Source organism: Nostoc sp. UIC 10607 (assembly GCF_047228265.1).
Lineage (GTDB): Bacteria > Cyanobacteriota > Cyanobacteriia > Cyanobacteriales > Nostocaceae > Nostoc > Nostoc foliaceum_A.
Window position 1 is genome coordinate 1 of the sequence record NZ_JBIQNW010000100.1, and the last position, 15,093, is coordinate 15,093.

18 protein-coding genes and 1 pseudogene are annotated in these 15,093 nt (G+C 40.9%); 15 read left to right on the top strand and 4 right to left on the bottom strand.

Going from position 1 to position 15,093, the window contains the following annotated elements:
- Nucleotides 1-609: 609 nt before the first annotated feature.
- Nucleotides 610-765, bottom strand: coding sequence for a pentapeptide repeat-containing protein (locus ACEYW6_RS33655; RefSeq protein WP_412983213.1), 156 nt, complete (start codon nt 763-765; stop codon nt 610-612).
- A 530-nt stretch (nt 766-1,295) separates the two neighbouring features.
- Nucleotides 1,296-3,608: an NACHT domain-containing protein gene (locus tag ACEYW6_RS33660; RefSeq protein WP_412983214.1), complete on the bottom strand. Its 2,313-nt coding sequence runs from the start codon at nt 3,606-3,608 to the stop codon at nt 1,296-1,298.
- Between the two features lie 312 nt (nt 3,609-3,920).
- Between ACEYW6_RS33660 and ACEYW6_RS33665 the strand changes: the two genes are divergently transcribed.
- Together ACEYW6_RS33665 and ACEYW6_RS33670 are read left to right on the top strand one after the other, a co-directional pair.
- Nucleotides 3,921-4,211 (top strand): hypothetical protein, encoded by a 291-nt coding sequence (locus ACEYW6_RS33665; RefSeq protein ID WP_412983215.1) that lies wholly within the window; start codon nt 3,921-3,923, stop codon nt 4,209-4,211.
- 219 nt (nt 4,212-4,430) lie between these two features.
- Complete coding sequence (locus tag ACEYW6_RS33670; protein WP_412983216.1) at nt 4,431-4,787, top strand: hypothetical protein; 357 nt, start codon at nt 4,431-4,433, stop codon at nt 4,785-4,787.
- A gap of 175 nt (nt 4,788-4,962) precedes the next feature.
- Here ACEYW6_RS33670 and ACEYW6_RS33675 read toward each other — a convergent pair whose 3' ends face one another.
- A complete protein-coding gene (locus ACEYW6_RS33675; protein ID WP_412983217.1) occupies nt 4,963-5,544 on the bottom strand; it encodes a DUF4360 domain-containing protein in 582 nt (193 codons plus the stop codon).
- 319 nt (nt 5,545-5,863) lie between these two features.
- Here ACEYW6_RS33675 and ACEYW6_RS33680 point away from each other — a divergent pair, with 319 nt between their 5' ends.
- From ACEYW6_RS33680 to ACEYW6_RS33735, 12 genes and pseudogenes are all read left to right on the top strand, one after another.
- Complete coding sequence (locus ACEYW6_RS33680) at nt 5,864-6,334, top strand: hypothetical protein (RefSeq protein ID WP_412983218.1); 471 nt, start codon at nt 5,864-5,866, stop codon at nt 6,332-6,334.
- A 733-nt stretch (nt 6,335-7,067) separates the two neighbouring features.
- Entirely contained in the window at nt 7,068-7,937 is an 870-nt protein-coding gene (locus tag ACEYW6_RS33685) for a hypothetical protein (protein ID WP_412983219.1), read from the top strand.
- Nucleotides 7,938-7,948: 11 nt separating this feature from the next.
- Nucleotides 7,949-8,611, top strand: a complete 663-nt coding sequence (locus tag ACEYW6_RS33690; protein WP_412983220.1) for a GIN domain-containing protein — start codon at nt 7,949-7,951, stop codon at nt 8,609-8,611.
- Nucleotides 8,612-8,806: 195 nt separating this feature from the next.
- On the top strand, nt 8,807-9,295 hold the full coding sequence (locus ACEYW6_RS33695) for a hypothetical protein (RefSeq protein ID WP_412983221.1): 489 nt from the start codon (nt 8,807-8,809) through the stop codon (nt 9,293-9,295).
- A gap of 6 nt (nt 9,296-9,301) precedes the next feature.
- Complete coding sequence (locus tag ACEYW6_RS33700) at nt 9,302-9,640, top strand: hypothetical protein (RefSeq protein WP_412983222.1); 339 nt, start codon at nt 9,302-9,304, stop codon at nt 9,638-9,640.
- 18 nt (nt 9,641-9,658) lie between these two features.
- Nucleotides 9,659-10,507 carry a DUF6920 family protein gene (locus tag ACEYW6_RS33705; RefSeq protein WP_412983223.1) on the top strand — a complete coding sequence of 283 codons (849 nt, stop codon included), beginning with the start codon at nt 9,659-9,661 and terminating at the stop codon, nt 10,505-10,507.
- A 56-nt stretch (nt 10,508-10,563) separates the two neighbouring features.
- The gene (locus ACEYW6_RS33710) at nt 10,564-10,983 is read left to right on the top strand and encodes a hypothetical protein (protein WP_412983224.1); all 420 of its coding nucleotides are present in this window, start codon (nt 10,564-10,566) and stop codon (nt 10,981-10,983) included.
- Between the two features lie 60 nt (nt 10,984-11,043).
- Nucleotides 11,044-11,361 carry a hypothetical protein gene (locus tag ACEYW6_RS33715; RefSeq protein WP_412983225.1) on the top strand — a complete coding sequence of 106 codons (318 nt, stop codon included), beginning with the start codon at nt 11,044-11,046 and terminating at the stop codon, nt 11,359-11,361.
- A gap of 28 nt (nt 11,362-11,389) precedes the next feature.
- Nucleotides 11,390-11,872 carry a hypothetical protein gene (locus ACEYW6_RS33720; protein ID WP_412983226.1) on the top strand — a complete coding sequence of 161 codons (483 nt, stop codon included), beginning with the start codon at nt 11,390-11,392 and terminating at the stop codon, nt 11,870-11,872.
- Nucleotides 11,873-12,015: 143 nt separating this feature from the next.
- Nucleotides 12,016-12,960, top strand: a complete 945-nt coding sequence (locus ACEYW6_RS33725) for a DnaJ C-terminal domain-containing protein (RefSeq protein ID WP_412983227.1) — start codon at nt 12,016-12,018, stop codon at nt 12,958-12,960.
- A complete protein-coding gene (locus ACEYW6_RS33730; protein ID WP_412983228.1) occupies nt 12,957-13,268 on the top strand; it encodes a chaperone modulator CbpM in 312 nt (103 codons plus the stop codon). The genes ACEYW6_RS33725 and ACEYW6_RS33730 overlap by 4 nt, the downstream gene beginning before the upstream one ends.
- Nucleotides 13,265-13,608, top strand: a pseudogene (locus ACEYW6_RS33735) (hypothetical protein); the annotation flags it as partial. The gene ACEYW6_RS33730 and the pseudogene ACEYW6_RS33735, both read left to right, overlap by 4 nt.
- 185 nt (nt 13,609-13,793) lie before the next feature.
- Here ACEYW6_RS33735 and ACEYW6_RS33740 read toward each other — a convergent pair.
- Nucleotides 13,794-13,997, bottom strand: coding sequence for a hypothetical protein (locus ACEYW6_RS33740; RefSeq protein WP_412983229.1), 204 nt, complete (start codon nt 13,995-13,997; stop codon nt 13,794-13,796).
- Nucleotides 13,998-14,576: 579 nt separating this feature from the next.
- On the opposite strand from ACEYW6_RS33740, the gene ACEYW6_RS33745 reads away from it, so the two are divergent.
- Nucleotides 14,577-14,744 (top strand): hypothetical protein, encoded by a 168-nt coding sequence (locus ACEYW6_RS33745; RefSeq protein ID WP_190938341.1) that lies wholly within the window; start codon nt 14,577-14,579, stop codon nt 14,742-14,744.
- Nucleotides 14,745-15,093 lie beyond the last annotated feature (349 nt).

A 15,093-nucleotide genomic window follows, 5' to 3' on the forward strand; every position in this document is an offset into this window, starting at 1 on the left:
CGTCCCCCTCTCTGTCACCCTTGTCTCAGTAAAATCCTCCATATATCAAGCATTCAGGACTTTTCTGCACCAGTAAGCTCGTTCTCTGGCTCTATATCGATACTACTTTTTTGGCAAATGATCATTTAATTTGTCAAGAAATACCGTTTTATCCTTTTTTTTGTGCGGATCTTGTTTGGGCTTTTTGATTTCTTTATTGCCCTTTTTTTCCTTCGACATAATTACTCTCCAATGTGGTGATGAATAGGATTGCTAGAATGCCAGTAAAGTGTTTCTCAAAGATATTATTTAGAATGTCTGAGAAACTGCTACAAGCAAGTTTTTTTAGGATAATCAAAATCGTTATATCATCGGTTTTCTCAATTATTCTATTCTTTGATATCTGATAATTGGTTGATATTTGAGTTTTTGATAGAGGAATACAGCGTTTTGCAACTACATAAGGTACACTCCTCCCCAACCCGCGAGATCGCGCGAGTTGGGTATTTCTGTACTTCACATTGAAATCTGCTGTAGATCCAGAAGAATCTGCATCTGAACGGATAATCAGATTATTGGCATCTTTTAATTAAAGTACTTGGCAGAATTTCAGGGCGCAATGTTTAGCATTTAGGTAGTCTTTGTATCTCTCAGATTAGCCCCGTTTATTTTTGCTCCTCTCAGGCTTACCCAATTTAGATTGGCACTACCTAAATCTGAGTCACTCAAGTCTGAGTTTCTCAAATTTTCCTCAAAGAAAGCTTTAATTAGGCTTATCCCTTTCAAGTCTGCCTGCTTAAAATTTCTTTCTCCGGCTGCATATCGCCTTAAAACTTCATTGGCATCCTTATTGGTTGCCTCGCAACGTGTAGCGTTGTCGCTCTTTTTATATTTTCATTATAGCAGCTATATTTTAATAAAAAATTGTCCAAAATAGGACACAGATGATTTATTTGCTATCAGCATTGCCGGATGAAATTTATTTTGTCAAAAAATGAATATTTATATTACAAAGTAAACAAGTTATGCGTTACTCAAACGCTTACAAAAACATACTTTTTCAGGGCAGAATACCATATAAAAATTAAAGTTAAATAAAATGCGAAGCGCTAAGGCATCAGAGATCAAGGTCTGGCACCTAGTAAAGTAAAAAAATTAGGAGAGAATCACTTGAATTGTTTAAATAAAAGGTTCTGTTCATGTACTATAAACTTAGTATTGTTTTCTTTTCTGAATTAGTTGATTAACTAAGACACAAAACTTAATTCTTGATGATTTTTGTAATCCAAACCTCTTTCAGGAATTAATCAAAAGAATTATTGCCATTCCCTATCCTCAAGTTCTTTTATCGGCAACAATAAGGTGGCTTCAATTTCCTGCCTGATAGCAGATGTTACTTCACAATTGCTATGCAGGCAATCGAGTAGTAATTGATTAGCATCATAGTAGCGTTGCAACACTTGCTCTTGCTCAGAGCTAAACTGCCACTCGTGGTTAATGTTGCGATAATTAACGACCGTCTTCTTTACCTGTTCAGCCCAAGCTGAATAGTTCGTTTGCGACCATAGCTCAAACCATTGTTGACTTTGACTAGAATTTGGCAACTGGTCAGAGAGTTGTTGCAGGGCTTTATGGAGTCCAACATCCAGAACAATACCCAGAATGTTGCTCATAGCTTCTCCGCAGGCGTGGATGTGGGCAAAGTCCTGGCTCCCATCAATTGCACACTCTATCAGCAGGTCATCTAATGCCGCATCCAGAAACATCCCCTGGTCGAGGCTGCTGGCTAAGGCAAAGTGAGAAGCTATGTGAGGAGTCCGACTCAAGGCCAGGTAAAATGCTCTCACTGTCGCTTCTTTTGGTTGGGTAGGAATACTGCGAGATTTTTGGCTAGCCCAGGTCAAAAACTCTTGTAAATAAGGGTCTTGGGCAACGAGTGTATCAATCTGTTGCTTCATCAACTGTACTAGAGAGTCTGCACTCCTGAGCATGGTGGCGGTTAACAAGAAGATTTCGCGCCAGTGGGGGTCGGTGATATGACTGACTAGACCGGATAGCGCTTGCCCAAATGCCTCTAAGTTATGGCTGGCAACGATTTTCCTTGCTGTGAAATATTCTTGAAATGCTAAATAGGAAAAGGAAAAAATTCCCCGCGCCCGTTCTGCCAGTAGCCCATGTTGAGCCTCCATTGACTTCAGCGCTGCTTCGCTTTCTATTTGCAGTGACTCTGCATCTATTGGCACGTTACTGAGATTCTGAATATAGTTACCAATGTATTGCTCAACGATGCGTTGCTCAAAGAAGTACTGACCCTGCTCAAATGTCGCGGCTGCAATCTGACTGAATAACTTGAGTTTTTGTGATAATAAAAACCCTCGATAAACGTCATCCCGTTCAACGCCTCTGGCTTCATCCCATTTGCCTAATAGAAGGTCTAAACCTTCTTTATAAAAGTCAGTCCGCTTAGTCGGAAATTTTTGTTTACCGTGAAACACCCAACAGGCAAGATGCAGAAATAGGGGTGTGACGACGAGTTGGCGAAATTGCCAATTTTCATCTAATTCCAACTTCTGAATAAACTTAAGGGAGTGGGCTAGACCATCTTTTTGGTTGGTCTTGGTAAAGACCACAAACCATTTTTGAGCGAAGGCTCGGATTTGTTCTAAGGTAAATGGGGCAATTTCAACATCGGTAAAGCCTCGGAGTCTGAGTTTTTGAGCTGCTGTTCGACAGGTCGCCACGAACCGATTTTTGTGATACTTCTCTGAAAACCTGCGAATTTCGTTCAAGATAGCATTGCTTTGTTGATTAAGAACTTCATCCATGCCATCAAGCAACAGTAATACCCTACCTTCATTCAGCAAGGTTTCGATGACTGACGGATCTAAAATTCCAGATGTGATAAATTCCTGACGGATGTATTTTAATAGGCTGAACTCGTTGGTAATCTTAGACTCTTGGGCAAAGTTTCTCAGTGTGATGAAGATTGGGACCTGATTTGCCGCAAATGTGTTTTGGTTACACCCAATGGCTAGATATTGCAAAAAGGTGGTTTTACCTACTCCGGGTTTGCCTAGCACCCTGAGCTTGGAGTAGGTTTCAACTGCCTGTGTACCAGGTATTTGTTTCTCGTCAGCTTTACCTAAGCCAAAACGGTCAAATTCTTTGGGGTCAAGGTTTTGCAAATCAGTGATTTCTAACCACTGAAGGCTGGCGATTGACTCCAAAATATTCACATCTATATATATGTCATCGATCGCAACGGGACGGCTGATATCCAATAACTGCAAAATACCACACTGGTCTTGAATTTTGTCGAAGCGTTGCGATCGCACGAATGGCACTAGTTTATCAATATCCAGTACAGTCGGCTGGGCGTATTCTTCTCGTTCCAAGAATTCTGCTGGAGGATTAGTCGCAATCTCCCGCCAATTCAGTGACAACACTGAACAAATTTCAATAAAGGTATGACGCTCAACTGGACGACCACTGAAAAACCGCCAAATTGGTTGTCTAGTCTTGAGGTTGACTTCTGCTGCTAGATTCTCTTGTGTCCAACCCTTACGGGCAAACGCTCTTTTAGCCTCTTGAATCCCGGTGAGTGATGCTTCGAGCGATCGCTTGACCATAGGACAAAAACTTCTAAAATCAAGAAATCAAATTTTTATTATCATCTTTGATCTTAGAGTTTTTTTTGTGGTAATAAATCTCTCCTTAGTTAAGGATATACACAATTAAGAAAAAATACTCTAGCTCTAGTGAGATCCTGTTAAATATATTAATTTTTATAATTAACTCAAACACTATGAATTTATTTTATACATTTCAAACTTGGAGCGATACTTAATCTCAAGCATCCATCTGTCATGCTCTATGAAGTACAGATTAAGGGCTGATCAATATTCGTCCTTATTCACTATAATTTTAGCTTGAAGATAAATATGAATTTTTTATTAATTAGTAAAGTATATAAAATCATTGAGCTTGCTGAATTAATCTATTGCCCAAAGTCATCAGATACACTGCTTGGGAGAGTAAATATCCCAAAAACTTTTCTAGACAAATTGTCTAATTATTTAGAAGATTTTGAAATGATAGGAAGAACATCAGTCAGAGTACTACATAAATATGTAGACGATTTTTCTCCTAAAAAATCGTCAGAAAAAAAAGGAATTTCAGGACAGGGGAATGGCGTAGGCGCAGCCCGCCGTAGGCATCGCTTTGTTGGTTAATTAAAATTAATCTGGCTACGTTTTGTCTGCATCGTTAATCAACTTATACAATTCAACTATCCATCAAACTCTTGTATATACTCGATTTCAAACGCCTAGTCGTTACACTTTTCACAAGCAGATCAATTAGTAACCATCTGTAAATCTTTTTGAGAACAGACTGTACATTCATCAAATGAATCTAGGCTTGAAAGTAAACATCTATATCAAACAACACTAATGCCACATACATTGATTAATTTAACATTGCCAATAGTTATTCAAGAAATTGAGAATGTCTTAGATGAGTACCCGGAACATCCTTATCAATTAGCTTTTTCGATTCATGAGTTGCGCCAAAAGTTAATTGCCCACATTCTAAGTCATGTCCCTAATCGCTATGTAGTCGAAGGGGTACAGGAATTATCCAGCACCCCCAAAAGCCGCTACTCTTTCCCTCTACAGGAGCGGATACAGATAGAAACAGTGGTTCACGGTAGTATTCTGCATATCCTGCGCGAAAACGCTGATTGGCTAAGTCGCCAAATCCTAACTGTGTCTCTTGTTGGGTCAATTCTGCTCCCTATTCTGATTTAATCACTTCATACTCTTGGGCAACAATACAGTACAGAATATATTTTGCGCTCGGGTCAATATTTGCTTTTACGCTAGCGCAAAGTATGTACTGTACTCTGCGTTTACTATGAGTAAAAATCCCACTAGATAAAAGGTTTCAGAATAAATTTCTGTGCCGGAATTATCCTGAAGTGTACTAGTTTTTACGACAGGTGCGATATTTTATGTGATAAACCAAACCTCGGTGTGCAAGATCAAAGGAGTCAACAGTAGCCATCCCTTGACCTTTAGCAGTCATCGCAGTATTCACCCGCATATTTACACTGTCACCACAGCTCGACCAAATATCAGCTACCGTCGCCAAGCTATCTCGAACATTATAGTCAGTTTCGCCACTAAAAGTCCGAGAAAAAACTGGGCCGCGGGTACCAGCAAAAAAGTACTCTGCTCTTAGTGTCCCAGTAGTTCCGGGAGCAATATAACCCCGATAATCAGCATCATAAAGGGAAATTTGAAAGCCTTGGGGTAATTTGATCGGAATACTCAAATTACAGCTTTTCCGCCTTTCTGCGGCGACATTTCCGATGGCTGCAAACTTGTCAAATAAAATGGTTAGTTCTTGACCATCGGGACTAACGCTCACACTGGCGGATTCATTGGGACAACCGCTACCACCATAACTTGCACCTAAGAGTTCAACTTTGGCATCAGCAAAGGCGGGGCTAACTGAAGCAGTAATTAATGTAACGGCAGCAAGAAATACTTTTACAAATTTCATAATTTTTTGATAGCGAATCGACTAACCAGATTTACTGTGACATTCTGCTGTTGGAAATCAAGGTTGAATTGCGTCTGAGTTGTATAAGTTGTACTGAAAGCCTTCAAATCGTTACAAAAATTTCAAATTTAGTTGCTTCAAATATGATTTAGAAAGTACTATGGATATCTGAAGGTAGCAGATATTATGCTCTCCAACTCACTAATTAAAATGAAAAGCTTAAAAGCATTCTATCGCTACAATATCCTTGCTACTCTATTCTTATTCTGTTAGCTACCCAAACTCGAATTACTGGAAAATAATGGGAGTGCAAAACAGTATGGTAATCAAACATCAAGAAAAAATTATTACCCTTTGGATCGTTTTCTTGTTGGGACTTCTCTTTCACAGCCAATTGGGATTAATGCCTCTTTTTCACGGTCTTAGTGTGGCTGACTCCCACGCACAAAGCATAGCAGAAGTTGCTCCGATTATGTGGTTAATGTTGGGCTTTTTTGTGTTCCCGATGGCTGCGATCGTTGCTACTGTGTTTACTGACTCGAGTCGCTACCGAAGCATTCATTTTGGTTTAACCATATTATATACCGGACTAAATTTTTGCCATTTAGTTGCAGATTCAGTAGTGCAACCGATTGCTTGGTATCAGGTTGTGCTTATGCTGATTTTGTTTATCATCGGTCTGTTACTCAACCTTGTTTCCTTCCAGTGGATGAAAATTCGTCTGGTTAAGAAACCTCCAAAGAATAATTTATCCCACAAAGAACAAGAGACAGAATTTATTCAAGAATAATGATATATGAGTATAGGCATACAGATGTATACTTCTACTACAGCCAATTTAATTTATATGTTGTAAATATTTTTTAAAATGGAATTACACCATAGGAGAGATAAACGCTCAAAAGTTATTAAATAAAGGTTAAAAATAAAATATCTTAGTAAAACTTGTACAACTTATACACTAATCAAACACTTGATTAAACATGATTTCTAATCTTCGAGTGTCATACTAACCTTTATCAACAAATTGACAAAGGTTAGTGAAATATATGCTTAATAAAGCTTTATTAACAAGTCCTCGCAAATTGAGTATATCTACAACAATCAGTCAATCGATGATGAGTAAGCATTTTTGCCCTAACTGTTCAGATATTTTACTCCGTCATGTACGTTTGGGAGAACTTTACTGGCGCTGTAGTTACTGCTATCAGGAAATGCCCGTTTAGAAAACGGGGGTGGTACGCTAACGTGCCATCAGCACTACCACTGACCGCATCTGGGCAAGATATTCTTGAGATGCAATTAAGGGTGCAGTTTTCAAATCGAAGAAATCTTGAGGAGATGGCAAAGCAGTATCTACAATTTAATGCCAAGCATATTGAAACGAGAAGACTTGATTTTGACTGAACTTTATAATAACTCATCTAAAAATGGGGTTACAACGATCCGGCGAAATTGTTCGTAATATCATCTCCGGTTAATCTCAGATGTCGATGTTCTTGTTGTTCAGGAGGATAAAATCTATGAAATGGCAACAATTAATTCTGGTTTTTATAGCCAGTATTTGTTTAATATTTGCAGGCAATGCCCTGGCGCAGACTGATATTAATATTAACAATACCAACCTGATTCGCTTTGGTGGAAGCGTAACTGTACCAGAGAATCAAGTTGTTGAAAACGCCCTGGCTTTAGGGGGGAGTGTTACGGTATCACCTAATGCCAGAGTTTTGAAAACTGCGATCGCTTTTGGTGGGGATGTCATCCTAAAAAAAGGAGTGCGGGTAGATGGTGATGCTTACTCCTTTGGCGGCAAAATCGTACAGGAAGAAGGTGCGATCGTTAGTGGTGAACGTACCACATTCAGCGATCAACATGGGATGATGCATGGTTCCAATCGAGTCAGAATTAGCTTCTTTGCTCAATATTTCTTCAATGCCATTTTTAGAATTAGTGCCGCCGTAGTAGCAGCTATTCTCGGACTGATTATTTTGCATACCAACCCACGGTTCCTGCCGAATTTAGCTACAAAATTGCATCAGCACCCCACTTTGGCTGTTCTATGGGGAATGGGGGCGATGGTCGCCATTATCTTTGTCAGTGTGTTTCTGGCGATTACGCTTATTGGTATTCCCCTGATTCCACTACTAAGTCTGAGTGCGATCGTCACTTCTCTAGTCGGATCATTAGCCGTGGCACTTTTTGTTGGTCAACGCCTATTTAGTAATGGCAATTTGTCGTTACAGCAGAAGTTTTTGGTGGGTTTAGCAATCCTGACAGTTCTGACACTAATTCCATTTTTCGGAGGGTTAGTAGTTTTCTTAGTCAATCTCTTCGGCTTGGGTGTCGTCTTGCTCTGGCAATTTGGTAGAGAAAAACCTCAAATAGCTACTTAAGAAGGGAAACAATGAGATCGAAGCTATATAGTTTGGCTGCGTCCTTGGCAGCTTTGAGTCTGTTTGCAGCCTGCTCTTTTAACTTGGGTAAGCTCAGAGGATCTGGAATCGTCAAAACTGAATCTAGAGAAGTGGCTGGATTTTCATCCATCTCCTTTAAATCCGTGGGTAGGGTCAGGGTGCAGCAAACGGGAAAAGAGTCCCTAACGATTAGCGCTGAAGACAACATCCTTCCGCTTTTAGAGAGTCGCGTGAAAGATCGCATCCTGTATCTGAGCATTGCAAATGATTCCTCTTTCACTCCGACCAAGCCTATTGAGTTTGTTTTGCAGGTCAAGACTCTACAAAGCTTGAACATAGATGGGGTCGGCAGTATTGAAGCCAAGGGTATTCAAGGCAAACAGTTATCAGTTTCTCTTAATGGCGTGGGTAGTATGATGATCGCAGGAAGCGCTGATGTACTAGACCTTAGCCTTTCTGGGGTCGGAAGCTTTAAGGGCGAGGAGTTCAAGACTAAACAGGCTACGGTTCGCAATAGCGGCGTGGGGAGTGCGGTGGTCAATGTGAGCGATCGGTTAGACGCGACTGTATCTGGCGTGGGGTCAGTAGAGTATATTGGTTCTCCCCAACTTCGGGAATCCGTGAAAGGGGTGGGATCAGTCAAGAAACGGTAGCTTTTGTCAAAAACCATAAAGTTTCACTCGTACATCAACCGTTACGTTTCATATTGTATTCAATCAATTCATTCAGGAAATAGAACAAACACCCGTCACAGTAATGCCAGAAGTTAAAGTTGTTAACTCAAATATTAAAAGGGTACTGAATTTTATCAATGTTCCCATTAATCGTCTCTGCACAAGGGTAATCAAATGACATTCATACGGGCTTGGCGATTCATAACACTTATGCTGGCTTCGTTTAGCCTCAGTTTGTCTATGGCACATTTGCTAGAGTTGCCGCAAAGAATGCAGTTTGACCAACAACTGTGGGTTAAAGTAACGGTTTTTGAAAATGTTTATAAGTTGTTTGGCTCAGTCGGCGCAGCTTTTGAAATTACAGCAATTCTGACGGCAATTGTGCTGGTATTTCTTGTTCGCAAACGTGGTTCAAGTTTCTACTCGAATTTGGGCGGAGTAATTTTCTTGGTACTTGCATTTGTGAGTTGGATAATATTTGTTGCGCCAATGAATGCTGAATTCGCCAAATGGTTGACGAATCCCATTCCAGCAGATTGGATGCGGTATCGGGATCAATGGGAGTATGCACATGCAATTAACGCCTTGATCAAAATTATTGGGCTAAGTTTGCTCGTTATCTCTGTGCTTGTAGAAACGCCGAAAATGGAGAAATTAGACTGAGACAATATGGAAAGTGAAACCAAATTAACGCTGATTAAAATTATTCACACGTTGATATGGGTATTCTTCAACTTTGTGATTTTCTATATGCTTTATGCCGCGATCGCTCACAATCTCAACATTTGGCTCTGGATTGGTTATGGATTTGTATTTATAGAAGGGCTAACTCTGTTAACTTTCAAACTTCAATGCCCATTAACTTTGATGGCTCGTAAATATTCAAACTCTACAAAAGACAATTTTGCGATTTATCTTCCCAATTGGTTATCCCAGTACACAATGCTGATCTATACATCTATTGTAGTAATTATTTCAATCATCACAATTTATCAACTTCTGAATTAACAAATATAGGTAAGTCTCATGTGGATAAAATGGATTGCAATGATTGGTGTTTTAATCATAGTCTGCCTCGGATTTGCTGCGATCTATGGTAGCTATCGCTGGCAGTCAAACACTGATAACTTACGAGCCAAATTAATAAATGGACGGCAAACAATTAAGCCCCAAATGTATGACCATAAAGAAATCGAAGGCTTACCAGAACCCGTACAGCGATTTTTTCGGACAGTACTCAAGGATGGACAAGCGATTGTGGCTGTGGTCAAGCTCTCTCAGCAAGGACAGTTCAATCTGAATGAAACGGAAGCCAAGTGGAATCCGTTTACTGCCACTCAACTTGTGATGACTCAACGCCTCGGTTTTGATTGGGATGCACGCATCCAGATGGCTCCAGGAGTTAATGCCTTTGTTCATGATACCTATCTCTTAGGAGAAGGTAACTTACACGCATCATTACTTGGTCTTTTTACGGTTGCAAAAATACACAGTACGCCTGAAAACAATCAAGGTGAATTGTTACGGTACTTTGCTGAGGCAACTTGGTATCCTACTGCTTTATTACCCAGTCAGGGTGTGCGCTGGGACGCAATTAATGACACCTCCGCTCGCGCTACTTTGACGGATGGTGCAACAACTGTCTCCCTCGTATTTCAGTTTAATGCTGAAGGCACGATCGCTACTTGTCGGGCTGAGGCTCGTTATCGTGACAAGCTGACTGCTATGCCTTGGGTCGGTCGATTCTGGGAATATTCAGTTTGTAATGGGATGCTTATTCCCTTAGAAGGCGAGGTGGGATGGGAGTATCCAAAAGGCACTCGGCTTTATTTTAAAGGAAGAACTACAGAGATTCACTATGAGTTCGCGTCTTGATGGACTGCAATCGAAACAAACATCAAAAACTATGTTACGACTAGCGGAGCCTGACTATGCAGGAATTTCTATTTGCTCTAACACTATCAGCTTTGCCCGTTATCAGCAACTTCATGGGAGCAATGATTGCTGAAGCCTTACCGTCATCAAAACAAACATTAGGACTTGCACTGCACGCTGCTGCTGGCGTGTTGTTAGCGATTCTCCTGCGGAGACGCTGCGCGAACGCATCTACCGAACTAATACCGAGAGTTGCGATGTCTGCGACGGGCTACGCCTACGCTAAACCTGTTTGGGCAGCTATTCTAGCATTGTTTTTAGGTGGAGCTTTTTTTGTCTGGATTAATCAGCTTCTCAAATTAAGCAAAAATCGACTGCGTGGCGTTGATCATAATACCGTTAGTTGGGTCATTTTTCTGAGCATTGCCATCGACTTATTTGGCGATGGCTTAATGATTGGCACTAGTTTGACGTAGGCGTAGCCCGTCGCAGACATCGCACCTCATCTAGGCGTAGTTCTGGCATCGGGGAGAGTTGTGGCTCACATTCCTGAAGGATTTGTCACCAACGCAGAGTTTAAGAGTCAAAATATGCCGCGAACACAGCGATTTTGGTTACTTGCGGCATTTCTTATCCCTGTTTGGCTGGGTGCGACGCTGGGCTATTGGGGGTTGCGCGGACAAACTGATCTACCCAAGTTAATTGTACTGGCATTTACAACAGGTACTTTGATGGTGGCGATCGTTGAAGAAATTCTTCCCGAAGCGCATCAAACTCAAGATACAAACTTATCTACCTTGACCTTTATCGGGAGTTTTGCACTTTCAATGTTGTTCTCATCTTATCTTGAATAGCCAAGTAACTCTGTATAGAATCCACCTGATGAAAAAAGCATCTTTATTAACACAACCCTTGTTTTTACTAGGAATATCTTTATTTATTTATATAATGGCACTTAGCTTGCCAGCACTAACTTTTGAAATAATCGAACCCAAGACAATACACACAGGTTCAACTTATATCATGAAGGGGGTTGAAGCTACGATTGGGGGAATACTTGGATTGTTATTTCTTCAAGCGCCGGCTATTGGCTGGTTAGCTAATCCACTTTATTGGTATTCCTGTAAATTTTTTCTACAGAAAAAATACAAGTTCTCAATAGCTTCTGCTTTTTGTTCAATTATTATAGGTTTTACAGGCACAATCTCAACATATTGGTTTGCGTTACCTAATGGTAGTAATCCTGATAGTCAGCTTCTATTAATCAAGTTACTTCCTGGTTTCTGGTTATGGCTTGCGGCTCCTGCCTTTGTGATGATTATTGCTAGTGGCTTTGCTTATTGGAAACACAGAAATCGCCTTTAAAGAAAAGTGTGAAGCTTTCCTAGACTTCGTGAGAGCAATTGTTAGCATGATCGAATTGGAACTTATCTCTAATTGAAAATGCACCCACCGCAGAATAATCTGCGATTTTCCTAGATCGCCGCGACGCGAACAAGAGGTAACTGATGCCAACTACAACAGACTTTAAAGACTACTATGCCATTTTAGGAGTAAGCAAAACTGCAACCCCTGAAGAAATCAAACGGGCTTACCGCAAGCTTGCCCGCAAATATCATCCTGACCTCAATCCTGGAGACAAAGGCGCAGAAACAAAGTTCAAAGAACTAAACGAAGCGAATGAGGTATTATCTGATCCAGAGAAGCGGCAGAAGTACGATCGCTTTGGTCAGTACTGGAATCACCCTGGTTACACTAAAGCGCCGACACCTAGCGGAACTAATGCTGGGACGACCGACTTCGATCAGTACGGCGATTTTGATTCGTTTATCAACGATCTGCTGGGTCGATCGAGACGTAAAACCTCCACTGGTGGCTTTGATGATTTTAATGGGGGATTTCGTTCTCAAGCTCCCGCACCGGACACTGAAGCTGCGATCGCACTCACATTTTCTGAAGCATTTCACGGTGTCCAGAAGCGTTTGCAACTCGACGAGGAAACGATCAACGTCCGTATTCCCGCAGGTGCAAAACCAGGCAGTCGAATTCGGCTCAAGGGTAAAGGTCGTCCTAGTCCATTCTCTCAACAGCGCGGTGATTTGTATCTAACTATCGAAGTGTTAACTCATCCCTTCTATCGATTTGAGAGCGATAACCTCGTTTGTGACATTCCAATTCGCCCTGATGAAGCGGTTTTAGGGGCAGAAATCAACGTGCCAACCCCCGATGGCAGCGTGATGATGAAAATTCCTAAAGGGGTGCGATCGGGGCAATCGCTCAGACTACGCGGCAAAGGCTGGACATTGCCAAAAGGGGGACGAGGTGATTTATTTGCCAAACTTCAGATTGTCACCCCGCAAGACCTGAGTGCGATCGAGCAAGAATACTACGAAAAAATCCAGGCAAACACTAGCTTTAACCCACGTACCCAATTAGAGGAGATAAAATTATGACCTTCAGCCTTTCAAAAACCGTGGTTTCACTCGAAGGTGAACAACTTTACAGCTTTGAATATGCTGCATTAATCACTAAGACTTCGATTACCCTGGTGAAGTTTTACGTTGAGTTAGGCGTAATTGAACTCATTGGTGATTTACTGCATTCCCGCGAGATTGCGCGAATTGCTCAGATTCAACGCTTGCGTCGAGATTTGGGGCTGAACTTAGTCGGAGCGGCAATGGTGTTAGATATGACGAGTGAAATCGCTCAATTACGGGCACAGCTAAAAGTGTATCAGTCTCATTCATCGAACTCGTTATGAGCTATCTGAACCAACGGTCAAAGCCCGCATTAGATTATGAGCGCAGCGAAGTGCTGCAACAGTTGGAAGATTGGCTAGAAACGCCGATGCTGGTGCTGGGCTTTCCTTGGTTGGGACTTTTATATCGTTGAGCTAGTTTGGGGGCTGAATCCTCTATTAGAAGCGAGTCTCTTTCAGAGAGGCTTGTCTGCGACACGCTCCCGCGTTCGCCAACGCTGCTATCATTTGGATCGCCTTTATCGTAGATTTTGAGATCAAATTTCTCCTCGCTCCTCGCAGAATTTCTTACCTTCGACATAACTGGTTGACCGTTTTTTCACTATTTATTCCAGCGCTGCGATGTCCACTGGACTACTTACCAGTTCCGCTAATGGAGACTTGAAATCATCCCTTTTCCCCCCAGCGCTAATATGGTCGTGCATTTTTATTATCAGCTTTACACAGCAAAGATTTTGAAAGTTAAGTAGCGGCTAACGACAGCCTCGCTAATTTCACCCCTACTTATTAGTCTTTGGCATTGCACAGTCAAGGGTTTTCGCCTATTCTAAGTTCCTGTTTGGAACGCTTGAGTGCTTCAAATAAGACTTGAATCTGAGTGTAAGCCTCTTTGTGGGAAATTGTACCTTGGTTGCTTAATCCATAGATGTCGCAAATCTTGTGCGTAAATTCCTGTAAATTAGCGTTAAAAAGGAGGTTCTCTAAAGTAAATTTTCCCTTGTAGCTATTCATAAGTTCCTGCTCTAAAGATAATTAAAAAAGCTGGTTCATTATTGGTTCCTATGCCCATTTGTGTCGAAAACTATAAGTTCAATGAGAACAGGCTTGTTACGTCGATTCTCGTCAAAACTTATTCGACCCTAATCGCACAAATGTTATTTATAATCTTTCTGTACTGTGATTAGGATTTTCAGCGCCAAATATGACTGAAAAAGTCGTAGTCTTAGAGGAGGCGAGACTTGTCGGTAGGTTGAATAAAGATTAAAGAATAACTCCTGATTAGGTCAAATAAAAAGCTCTTTTCCTGTAATATGACAGAGCGTTGTTTGGTTTGCTCATTTAGTGATTGACTACGAGATAAAACGTAAAGCTTTGAAGAACGTATAAGTTAACAGCTTTCCCCATCCTTAGACCGTGGCGGAACATCATCAGCATAAGTGTATAATTATCACGGTGATAATAACGTGCTTTGCGATGAATTATAAAGCTGAAAATATAGAGCCATCCTCGATCAGCAGCCATTATAGAAAATCAAACTACTTTTCTTATTGAGCAACAGTTTATAATATTCTATAAAGATGATTAAGAAAAATGATTAAGCCTAAAAATGTGTATCGCGGACACTCAATGGAAAAAGTTGGTCACGGTAAAAGAGCGGAATTTAAAACAACTATCAATGAAAAAGAATGGTCTGCCGTGACTGAATTAGAAGTAAAAACAGCAATTGATGCTTGGATTGATGAAGGAATAGAGCCTTAGTTATTGCCTGCATAGCTTACAAATGCCCTGGACAATCCGAATCGATAGCCCATCACCGTAAAATCGAAACTCGACAACTCACCGAGTCGAAACATAGGTTTTTCTTTAGTGTTCGGTTGTAAGTTCCCTGTGCCGATGCAAGGGAAACCCCATGCAAACTGTAGGCAAGATTTACAGTACTTATACAGAGGTATAAATAATTACTAAAGTATAAACTGAATGCTGGTAAAAGATGATTACAGTAAATTTATATACTCTATTGATGTGAATAACCTTACTGGTGCAGAAAAGTCCTGAATGCTTGATATATGGAGGATTTTACTGAGACAAGGGTGACAGAGAGGGGGAC